This window comes from Neisseria flava (genome assembly GCF_982712965.1).
In genome coordinates, this window is the sequence record NZ_CEXQBZ010000048.1 from 1 (window position 1) to 10443 (window position 10443).

Here is a 10443-nt window from a genome sequence, read left to right on the forward strand (position 1 = left end):
GCGACGAAGCCGCAGACAGTACAGATAGTACGGCAAGGCGAGGCAACACCGTACTGGTTTAAAGTTAATCCACTATAGAATGTAAGTTTTGTTTGTAGAATGTTGTGTCTTTGCCTACAAAATCCTGCCATAAATTTAAAACTTCACCCGCCGGCGAAAAACGGTATGTTTAGGATTATTAAGTTCTGTAACTCACCCCGTTTTGAAATGAAGACAGCAGGGTGCAAGATTCCGATCTTAACCATTCCAATGGTCTTAAAATTTCTACCAAACACATGATTTTCACGCTTCTTAACAGACGTTTTCTTGATAAGGTCGTCTGAAAATTGCCCGACACCTTGATAAGCTTTACAATGCAAGTAATTAAAATACATCCCGCCCTATCTTCCCCTTCATGAGTTCCGTACCCTTCATCGAAATGAAAGACGTTGCCTTCGCGTATGGCGACCGTCCGATTCTGAACAATATCAATTTCAGCATTCCCCAAGGAAACTTCGCCGCCGTGATGGGCGGTTCGGGCAGCGGCAAAACCACGCTGATGCGGCTGATTACGGGTCAGATTCATCCGCAATCGGGTAAGGTTTTAATTGAGGGACGAGATTTGGCGGGCTTTTCGGCTGACGAATTGTATGAACACCGCCGCCGCATGGGCGTATTGTTCCAACACGGCGCGCTGTTTACCGATTTGTCGGTGTTCGACAATATCGCTTTTCCGATGCGCGAACTGACGCGCCTGCCGGAAGCGGTTATCCGCGATTTGGTTTTGTTGAAATTGAACGCGGTCGGTCTGCGCGGCGTGGAAAACCTGATGCCGTCCGAACTCTCCGGCGGGATGTCGCGCCGTGTCGCGCTTGCCCGCACGATTGCGCTCGACCCTGAAATCATGTTGTACGACGAGCCGTTTACCGGTCTCGATCCGATTTCCTTAGGCGTGATTGCCCACTTGATCAGCCGCGTCAACAAGGCTTTGCGCTCGACCAGTATTATGGTGACGCACGACATTGAAAAATCTTTGGAAATCGTCGATCAGGTGATTTTTTTGGCGCACGGCGAAATCATGTTCTCCGGCTCGCCGCAGGAAATGCGCGAACTGGATTCGCCTTGGGTGCGCCAGTTTGTCGGTGGGCTGGCAGACGGCCCTGTCGCATACCGCTATCCGGCGCAAACGTCGTTGCAGCAAGATTTGCTTGGGTAGTTTTCAGACGACCCGTCATCACACAATCCAAACCTTAAAGGCTCATTTATGAACGGCAAAGTTAAATGGTTTTCAGAAAGTAAAGGATATGGCTTTATTGTTTCTGATGACGGCACTGAATATTACTTTACGGTCAGACATATCAAAGGAGCAGAGCTTCCGGGAAACGGCGATGTTGTTTCCTTTGATGCCAAACCCGGCAAACGTGGTCCCGTAGCAGGCAATGTTGATATTTTGGAAAAAGCAGCAGAAAAACGAGAGGCTGAGAGACAGGCAAAACGGGAAGAAAACGATTCACGGGTAACTTGCAAATTCTGTAGTAAAAAAATGGTACCAAGAATAATCACCAGCTATGGCAGTGTAACTCATTCTGTTTGCCCATATTGCGGAAATCTCCATCAAAAGTTCACCAGTAGTAGTTGTTTCATTGCTACTGCAGTTTATGGCGACCCTTATGCTGAAGAAGTCATTGCTTTACGGCGTTTCCGTGACGAAACCCTATTAACAAACATTTTTGGTAAGATTTTCGTTCGGATATACTACAAAGTTTCCCCGCCAATTGCAGAAAAATTAAAACAAATGCCTAAAACTTCAGCTTTCATCCGTAAAATTTTGGATAAGTTGGCTGCATATTATGGCGGCTCTGCATAAAGCTACTTCCTTTCTGTATTGCTCTTCAGAAATACTTTTCAGACGACCCATCATCATCATCCTAAAAGGTCGTCTGAAACCCGTTAATCCGTAATGGAAACCTATGAATTTTATCCGTTCCGTCGGGGAGAAAACCCTCGGCTTTATTCAATCTCTCGGCAGTATTACGCTGTTTCTGCTGAACATTCTGGCGAAATCCGGTACGGCTTTCGTCCGTCCGCGCCTGAGCGTGCGCCAAGTGTATTTTGCCGGCGTGCTGTCGGTGTTGATTGTTGCCGTTTCAGGGCTCTTTGTCGGCATGGTTTTGGGTTTGCAGGGCTATACGCAGTTATCGAAATTCAAATCCGCCGATATTTTGGGCTATATGGTTGCGGCTTCGCTGTTGCGCGAACTGGGTCCCGTATTGGCGGCGATTCTGTTTGCCAGCAGCGCGGGCGGTGCGATGACCAGCGAAATCGGTTTGATGAAAACGACCGAACAGCTCGAAGCGATGAACGTGATGGCGGTCAACCCTGTCGCCCGCGTGGTTGCGCCGCGTTTTTGGGCGGGCGTGTTTTCCATGCCACTGTTGGCTTCGATTTTCAACGTCGCGGGCATTTACGGCGCGTATTTGGTCGGCGTAACCTGGCTGGGCTTGGACAGCGGCATTTTCTGGTCGCAAATGCAGAACAACATCACGATACATTACGATGTAATCAACGGTCTGATCAAATCCGCCGCGTTCGGCGTGGCGGTAACGCTGATTGCCGTGCATCAGGGCTTCCACTGCGTACCGACCTCGGAAGGCATTTTGCGCGCCAGCACGCGTACGGTGGTTTCGTCCGCCCTGACGATTTTGGCGATTGACTTTGTGTTGACCGCATTGATGTTTACGGAATGACAGGTCGTCTGAAAACGAAACAAAGCACATTGGATATTCAAGGAACTTTAATGAAAAAAAATGTATTGGAATTTTGGGTCGGACTGTTTGTCCTGCTCGGCGTGGCAGCGGTCGGTTTTCTCGCTTTCCGCGTGGCGGGCGGCGCGGCGTTCGGCAATTCCGGCAAGACTTATACCGTATATGCCGATTTCAGCGACATCGGCGGCTTGAAGGCCAACGCGCCGATCAAATCTGCGGGCGTATTGGTCGGACGCGTCGGCTCCATCGAGCTTGACCCAAAATCCTATCAAGCGAAAGTCCGCCTCGATTTGGACAGCAAATATCAGTTCAGCAGCGACGTTTCCGCGCAAATCCTGACCTCCGGCCTGTTGGGCGAACAATATATCGGACTGCAACAAGGCGGCGATACTGAACCCCTCGCTGCGGGCGATACCATTTCCGTTACCAGCTCCGCCATGGTTCTGGAAAACCTGATCGGTAAATTCATGACCAGCTTCGCCGAGAAAAACGCGGCAGGCGGCGACAATGCGGCAAAAGCCACCGAATAAACGTACACCATCATATTCATACTTTAGGACACTTAATCATGAAAAAAACCTCTTTCATCAGCGCACTAAGCATCGGCATCTTGAGCATCAGCATGGCGGTTGCCGCCCCTGCCGACGCAGTGAACCAAATCCGTCAAAACGCCACTCAAGTATTGAGCATCTTAAAAAACGGCGATGCCAACACCGCCCGCCAAAAAGCCGAAGCCTATGCGATTCCCTATTTCGATTTCCAACGCATGACCGCGCTGGCAGTCGGCAACCCTTGGCGCACCGCGTCTGACGCGCAAAAACAAGCATTAACCAAAGAATTTCAAACCCTGCTGATCCGCACCTACTCCGGTACCATGTTGAAATTCAAAAACGCCAACGTCAACGTCAAAGACAACCCCGTTGTCAATAAAGGCGGCAAAGAAATCATCGTCCGCGCCGAAGTTACCCCCCCAGGTCAAAAACCCGTCAACATGGACTTCACCACCTACCAAAGCGGCAACAAATACCGTGCCTACAACGTCGCCATCGAAGGCGCGAGCTTGGTAACCGTGTACCGCAACCAATTCGGCGAAACCATCAAAGCCAAAGGCGTAGACGGACTGATTGCCGAGCTGAAAGCCAAAAACGGCAGCAAATAATGCAAAAACAAGCCATGCCATCCGTTTTCAGACGACATGGCTTTCGCACACAACAACCTTCAGGTTTTATCATCCAAGATTAAGTTGACAAGACAGCCATGCAAACCGAACTTCGCGACGGCACGCTGCACATCAGCGGCGACATCACCGTCAAAACCTTGACCGCCGCCGCCTTTACCCGCTTCAGACAGCAATGTCGTCTGAAAGACACCCGTGCGGTCGATTTGAGCGGCGTCGGACGCGCCGATTCCGCCTGCGTGTCCCTGCTGCTTGACGCACTGCGCCGCCCGGACGGAAAAATCAGCCTGCAAGGCATACCCGAATCCGTGAGCACCCTGTCCGAGCTTTACGAAATCGAAGACTGGTTGAACCCATGAAAAAAACCACCGCTTCACTCCTACTCCTCATCGGCATGGCCTCAACCCCCGCATTTGCCGAAACCAATCCCGCCGACCCCTACGAAGGCTACAACCGCGCCGTCTTCAAATTCAACGACAAGGCCGACCAATACGTTCTCGCCCCCGTCGCACGCGGCTACCGCAAAATCACGCCCAAACCCGTCCGCACCGGCGTGATCAACTTCTTCAACAACCTGCGCGACGTCGTCAGCTTCGGCAGCAACGTTCTGCGCCTTGACGTCAAACGCGCCAGCGAAGACCTCGTCCGCGTCGGCATCAACACCACCTTCGGCCTTGGCGGTTTAATCGACGTAGCCGGTGCAGGCGGCGTACCCAGCAATAAAAACACCCTCGGCGACACCTTCGCCACATGGGGCTGGAAAAACAGCAACTACTTCGTTGTCCCCCTGTTCGGCCCATCTACCGTACGCGATACCATTGGCAACGCCGTTACCACCGTCTACCCAGTTAAAAACGCCGTCTTCCACACCAGAGCAGGACGCTGGGGCACAATCGGCCTGCAGGCCATCAACACCCGTGAAGAACTGCTCGACCTGACCGACAGCCTCGAAGGCGCAGCCATCGACAAATACAGCTACACACGCGACCTTTACATGAAAGTCCGCACCCAACAAACCGGCGGCACGCTCCCTCAAAGCGAAGACGACAACATCGACATCGACGACTTGGTGGACAGCGATGCGCCCGCGGCAACCGATTTTGCCGAACCGTTCCCGCAATCCGCTGCCGAATTTGAGCCGATTCCTGCCGAATAATCTCCATAAGGTCGTCTGAAAACCTTTCAGACGACCTCAATCTATTTTCCTGTAACGATGATGAACCATTCCCCACTGATCGCCATCAGCGTCGGCGAAGCATCCGGCGACCTGCTCGGCGCGCACCTTATCCGTGCCATCAAACAACGCCGCCCCGATGCGAAATTTATCGGCATTGGCGGTGAACGCATGAAGGCGGAAGGGTTTGAGAGCCTGTACGACCAGGAAAAACTGGCGGTGCGCGGCTTTGTCGAAGTGGTCAAACGCCTGCCCGAAATCCTGAAAATCCGCAAAGGGCTGGTGAACGACCTTATCCGCATCAAGCCTGATGTCTTTGTCGGCATCGACGCGCCCGATTTCAATCTGGGCGTGGCGGAAAAACTCAAAAAGGCGGGCATCCCCACCGTTCATTATGTCAGCCCGTCGGTGTGGGCGTGGCGGCGCGAACGGGTGAACAAAATCGTGCATCAGGTCAACCGCGTGCTGTGTTTGTTTCCGATGGAGCCGCAGCTTTACCTTGATGCGGGCGGCAAAGCCGAGTTTGTCGGTCATCCGATGGCGCAAACCATGCCGCTGGACGACGACCATGCCGCCGCGCGCGCCAAGTTGGGCGTGGCCGCCGAAACTGTCGTGTTCGCCTTGCTGCCGGGCAGCCGTGTCAGCGAAATCGACTATATGGCTCCTTTGTTTTTTCAGACGGCCTTATTGCTGCTCAAACGCTATCCGCAGGCGCAATTCCTGCTTCCCGCCGCCACCGCCGCCACCCGCAGGCGCATCGGTGAAATTCTGGCGCAGCCTGAATTTTCCGCCATTCCCGTTACCATCACCGACAAACAGTCCGATACCGTCTGCACCGCCGCCGATGTCGTGTTGGTAACCAGCGGCACCGCCACCCTCGAAGTCGCCTTGTGCAAACGGCCTATGGTCATCAGCTACAAAATTTCGCCGCTGACCTATTTTTATGTGAAACGCAAAGTCAAAGTGCCGCATGTCGGCCTGCCCAATATCCTGTTGGACAAAGCCGCCGTGCCGGAACTTTTGCAACACGATGCCGAGCCGGAAAAACTCGCCGCCGCCGTTGCCTATTGGTACGACCACCCCGAAGCCGCCGCCGCGCTGAAACAGGATTTTCGCGAACTGCATTTGCTGTTGAAGAAAGATACCGATGCATTGGCGGCTGAAGCCGTATTGTCCGAAGCAGGCTTTTAGCGAAACCCGCTGCACCCGTTTTCACTTCGTTGAAGCTACGCTTTCAGACGACCTCTGATACTTATTGTTTGATGAGCATGCCCGACCTGCGGACCGAGTCTGATGGTTTTGCAGTAAATTCAAATCAGAAAACCACGCGCGGGCGGGAATCCAGTCCTCAACTTGTCAGGACTATTAGAGATTGCCGTCATTTCAAACTTCTGGATTCCCGCCTGCGCGGGAATGACGGCGGGTGATGGGCACTCTGCATCAAAAATTAAGTGAATAGGCCATATGGCTTGTCGGACATGAATGCCCACCGAAATTGACAGGCCCTTTTTGTAGCGTGGGCTTTGCCCGCGAAAACCGTTTCACAGCATAAAACAGGGTAGGGCGGCGGGCTTGGGTTCACTGCAAAACTGTCGCTGCTCCCGTACAGATAAAAATAATGGTAGTAAACCCGACATTATTTTTATTTGAACCCGCTATATCATTTAAAAGGCCGTCTGAAAAAGTTTTTCAGACGACCTCTCCCGTTAACCGAACCGTATCATTGAAACCTATGACCCTCATCCTTACCGCAGGCGTAGACGAAGCAGGGCGCGGGCCGCTGGTCGGCAGCGTGTTTGCCGCCGCCGTCATCCTGCCCGAGCGTTACGACCTGCTCGACCTGACCGACTCTAAAAAACTCAGCGAGAAAAAGCGCGATACTTTGGCGGTGTTGATCAAAGAACAAGCCGTTGCGTGGAGCGTCGCCTCCGCGTCGCCCGAAGAAATCGCTGAACTCAACATCCTGCACGCCACCATGCTGGCGATGACCCGCGCCGTCCAAGGTTTGGCGGTCGTGCCGGATAAGGTATTGATAGACGGCAACCGCATTCCGAAAGATTTGGGCATTCCCGCCGAAGCCATCGTCAAAGGCGACAGCAAAATCATCGAAATTTCCGCCGCTTCCGTCCTTGCCAAAACCGCGCGCGATGCCGAAATGTATGCGCTTGCCGAACGTTATCCGCAATACGGTTTCGACAAACACAAAGGTTACGGCACAGCGCAACACCTCGCCGCCCTGCAAAAATACGGCGTGCTGCCCGAACACCGCCGCGATTTCGCACCCGTGAAGGCGTTGCTGGCGCAGGGCAGGTTGTTTGAGTGAGGCAGAATGGATTAAAGGTCGTCTGAAACGTTTCAGACGACCTTTTCTTTACATCCCGTTACAAAGCCGTGTATGCTTCGCGTTTAGACGGATGTGAAACAAATATCAACGGCCAAACAGATTTTGATGTTTGTGTGTTGCTTTATTTCACTGTTCTCCTTATCAATAATCTTATCAACCGTACCGCACATACTATTTATGAACACTATTGCACGAATCAGCCACTTTGTCGGCAAAACCTTCTCATTTTGGGCGGCATTGTGCGCCGCCGTTGCTTTCTTCGATCCCGAATTGTTCAAGTGGGTACTGCCCTACATCACTTGGCTTTTGGGCATCATTATGTTCGGCATGGGGCTGACGCTGACGCCGTCAGATTTTAAAATTGTCGCCAGTCATCCAAAAGCCGTCCTTATCGGCGTGGCAGCGCAGTTTATCATTATGCCGCTGACTGCCTATTTTTTGGTCAAGTTGTTAAATTTGCCTGCTGAAGTTGCCGTGGGCGTGATTTTGGTCGGCTGCTGTCCGGGTGGTACGGCCTCCAATGTGATGACTTTTTTGGCGCGCGGCAACGTTGCCTTGTCCGTCGCAGTTACATCGGCTTCCACCTTGCTGGCTCCGCTGTTGACACCTGCTATTTTCCTGCTTTTGGCAGGTAAAATGCTCGACATCAATGCGCAGGCGATGTTTGTTTCCATTGTTCAAATGGTGTTGTTGCCCATCGCGCTCGGCGTGATTGCACATACTGTGTTCCGCAAACAGACCGAACGCGCTACCGCTGCCTTGCCTTTGGTTTCGGTGGTTGCCATTGTGTTGATTATCGGTGCGGTCGTCGGCGCGAGCAAAGGCAAAATTATTGAGAGCGGGCTGTTGATTTTCGGTGTCGTGGTGTTGCACAACGCCGTCGGCTACCTGCTTGGCTTTTTCGCGGCTAAAATCTGCAAGCTGCCGTACGATGCGCAAAAAACGCTCGCTATCGAAGTCGGTATGCAGAATTCCGGTTTGGGTGCGGCATTGGCGGCCGCGCATTTTGCCGCAGCCCCTGTCGTCGCCGTACCCAGCGCGCTGTTCAGCGTGTGGCACAACATTTCCGGCTCGCTGCTCGCATCTTATTGGTCGGCGAAAGCAGATAAAGAATCGAAAGCGGAATTGTCCGATTAAAAGAGTTCGGCAAAGGACAAAAGGTCGTCTGAAAACTTTTTCAGACGACCTTTTATAGTCGATTAACTTTAAACCAGTACGGTGTTGCCTTGCCGTACTATCTGTACCGTCTGCGGCTTCATCGCCTTGTCCTGATTTAAATTTAATCCACTATATTATTGTCGGGCGGAAATCAATGCCGGCTTATCTTCAACGTTCGCACTGCCATTGCTCCAATATTGCCCTGAGTTCCTGCGGGTTGCCATATCCGTTGTCTGCTGCTGCCTGAAGGTAATCGTAGGCGGCGGGAACATTCGTGGCGGTACCTTGTCCGTGGTAGAGGAGGAATGCCGAATAATATTGCGCTTCAGGATGGTTTTGTTCCGCCGCTATGCCAAACCAGTACGCCGCCGAACCGGCATCGGCAGGAATACCCAGACCGTAATAATAGATTTTGCCTAACCCGGCTGCTGCATCGGCATGATTGCAGACGGCGGCTTCCAGATAAAGCCGTCGCGCGCGGGCGTAGTCTTTTTTTTGTCCAATGCCGTCAAGGCAGGCTGCGGCGGAGCGGCAAAGCTGCTCAGTTTCCTGACGCTGCAAGGCTTCGGATTTGAGTTTTTCGTAATGTTCGGGTTGGTGTAGGGCGGCCTCGCTGAGCAGCTTCTGTACGGCAGCCATGCTGCCCAATGCGGCGGCGTGGCGGTAGTATTGTTGCGCGACGGATAAGTCGGGGCGTATGCCCAGTCCGTAGCGGCAGAGATCGCCCATCAGGCATAGGGCGTCCGGAAACTGCCTGTCTGCAGCGGTTCTGGCGTATTTGAACGCCTGTAACGGGTCGCGGTCGGTCAGCTTGCCGGTCAGATATTGCCGTGCCAAGGCGGTTTGCGCCGCCGCGCTGCCCTGAACGGCGGCAAGGCTGTACCAAGACAGGGCGTCTTGGTTTCCTTTTGCCGCCAATAAATCTGCCATGAGGATTTGTGCTTCGACCCAGCCGTGTTCGGCGGCATATTCCAAATAGACTTCTGCCTGCGCGGAGTCGGCAGAAACGCCGCAGCCGTAAAGGAAGGATTTCCCTAATTGCAGGCATGCCTGCGCCCAGCCCTGGGAGGCTGCCTGGTTGTACCAATTTAACGCCTTTTCCCAATTATCCGCCAGGACATACTGCCGCGCGATGAGGTATTGCGCTTCGGGGGATTGCGGGGCGGCGCATTGTGCCCAATAGAGAAATTGCAAGTCGTTGCGTTCTGCGTAATAACGCATCAGCGCGGTTTGCGCCGCTAAGAACCCGCGTTCGCCGAAATCTGCGTAAGCATCCAGCAGTTTGTCGGCAGACAGTCCGAAACGGTCGCTCCAATGCAGCAACCTGTATGCCGTATCCGGAAACCCTACGGATGCGATGTATTCTACGCCTGATAATGCCCTGCGGTTTTCCTTGCCGCCAAGCAACATGCCGCACATACGGTATACCGCTTCTTCGTTCCCGTCTTCCATGATTTGCCGCAAAGGCAAAAAGTCCCGAAGATTGCCCTCGAAAGGGGGTTCTGTCGGGACGATATCTTGCAGCGATAATCGTTTGGGAATGATGGTCATGGCATCGGAATAGGCATTTTGAGTAGTGTATTATACTGTTTTCTGTAATTGTGTGTCAGCGTTTGTTCAGAATCTTGAAATTTGGAACCGGTATTTTTGTCGGTTTGCCGCATTGATACGGTAGCATTTGGCAGGAGATGCATAGATTTCGGGAGGGTGTATGACTGACGTAAGCGCGCTACACAGACTTTCAAAATATAAAAAGGTCGTCTGAAAGAATTGAACTGCACCCCAAAAGTTGGACACATCCCCTCCAACTCACAAGGTGCAGTTTTTTTATGAGCAAATATACATT

At 52.7% G+C, this 10443-nt stretch carries 12 protein-coding genes; 10 read left to right on the forward strand and 2 right to left on the reverse strand.

Going from position 1 to position 10443, the window contains the following annotated elements:
• The first annotated feature begins 394 nt into the window (after positions 1-394).
• The 10 genes from AC5M9B_RS03225 to AC5M9B_RS03270 all read left to right on the forward strand — a co-directional run bounded on the left by AC5M9B_RS03225 (position 395) and on the right by AC5M9B_RS03270 (position 8576).
• On the forward strand, positions 395-1195 hold the full coding sequence (locus AC5M9B_RS03225) for an ABC transporter ATP-binding protein (protein WP_003779745.1): 801 nt from the start codon (positions 395-397) through the stop codon (positions 1193-1195).
• 48 nt (positions 1196-1243) lie between these two features.
• Positions 1244-1846 carry a cold shock domain-containing protein gene (locus AC5M9B_RS03230; RefSeq protein ID WP_487648246.1) on the forward strand — a complete coding sequence of 201 codons (603 nt, stop codon included), beginning with the start codon at positions 1244-1246 and terminating at the stop codon, positions 1844-1846.
• Between the two features lie 103 nt (positions 1847-1949).
• Positions 1950-2726, forward strand: coding sequence for a lipid asymmetry maintenance ABC transporter permease subunit MlaE (gene mlaE, locus AC5M9B_RS03235; protein WP_487648247.1), 777 nt, complete (start codon positions 1950-1952; stop codon positions 2724-2726).
• Positions 2727-2776: 50 nt separating this feature from the next.
• Entirely contained in the window at positions 2777-3274 is a 498-nt protein-coding gene (gene mlaD / locus AC5M9B_RS03240) for an outer membrane lipid asymmetry maintenance protein MlaD (protein WP_487648248.1), read from the forward strand.
• Between the two features lie 38 nt (positions 3275-3312).
• Positions 3313-3903: an MlaC/ttg2D family ABC transporter substrate-binding protein gene (locus tag AC5M9B_RS03245; RefSeq protein ID WP_070682618.1), complete on the forward strand. Its 591-nt coding sequence runs from the start codon at positions 3313-3315 to the stop codon at positions 3901-3903.
• A gap of 98 nt (positions 3904-4001) precedes the next feature.
• On the forward strand, positions 4002-4280 hold the full coding sequence (locus tag AC5M9B_RS03250) for an STAS domain-containing protein (protein ID WP_101809894.1): 279 nt from the start codon (positions 4002-4004) through the stop codon (positions 4278-4280).
• Positions 4277-5077, forward strand: a complete 801-nt coding sequence (locus AC5M9B_RS03255) for an MlaA family lipoprotein (protein ID WP_070865904.1) — start codon at positions 4277-4279, stop codon at positions 5075-5077. Before AC5M9B_RS03250 ends, AC5M9B_RS03255 begins: the two co-directional genes overlap by 4 nt.
• A 60-nt stretch (positions 5078-5137) precedes the next feature.
• Positions 5138-6286, forward strand: a complete 1149-nt coding sequence (gene lpxB, locus AC5M9B_RS03260) for a lipid-A-disaccharide synthase (RefSeq protein WP_372338143.1) — start codon at positions 5138-5140, stop codon at positions 6284-6286.
• A 541-nt stretch (positions 6287-6827) separates the two neighbouring features.
• Positions 6828-7418: a ribonuclease HII gene (gene rnhB / locus AC5M9B_RS03265; RefSeq protein WP_487648249.1), complete on the forward strand. Its 591-nt coding sequence runs from the start codon at positions 6828-6830 to the stop codon at positions 7416-7418.
• Positions 7419-7616: 198 nt separating this feature from the next.
• Positions 7617-8576: a bile acid:sodium symporter family protein gene (locus AC5M9B_RS03270; RefSeq protein WP_487648250.1), complete on the forward strand. Its 960-nt coding sequence runs from the start codon at positions 7617-7619 to the stop codon at positions 8574-8576.
• Positions 8577-8765: 189 nt separating this feature from the next.
• Here AC5M9B_RS03270 and AC5M9B_RS03275 read toward each other — a convergent pair whose 3' ends face one another.
• Both AC5M9B_RS03275 and AC5M9B_RS03280 read right to left on the reverse strand, forming a co-directional pair.
• On the reverse strand, positions 8766-10049 hold the full coding sequence (locus AC5M9B_RS03275) for a tetratricopeptide repeat protein (RefSeq protein ID WP_257962838.1): 1284 nt from the start codon (positions 10047-10049) through the stop codon (positions 8766-8768).
• Between the two features lie 95 nt (positions 10050-10144).
• Positions 10145-10443: hypothetical protein (locus tag AC5M9B_RS03280; protein WP_487648251.1), on the reverse strand; the 299-nt coding region annotated here is incomplete at its 5' end.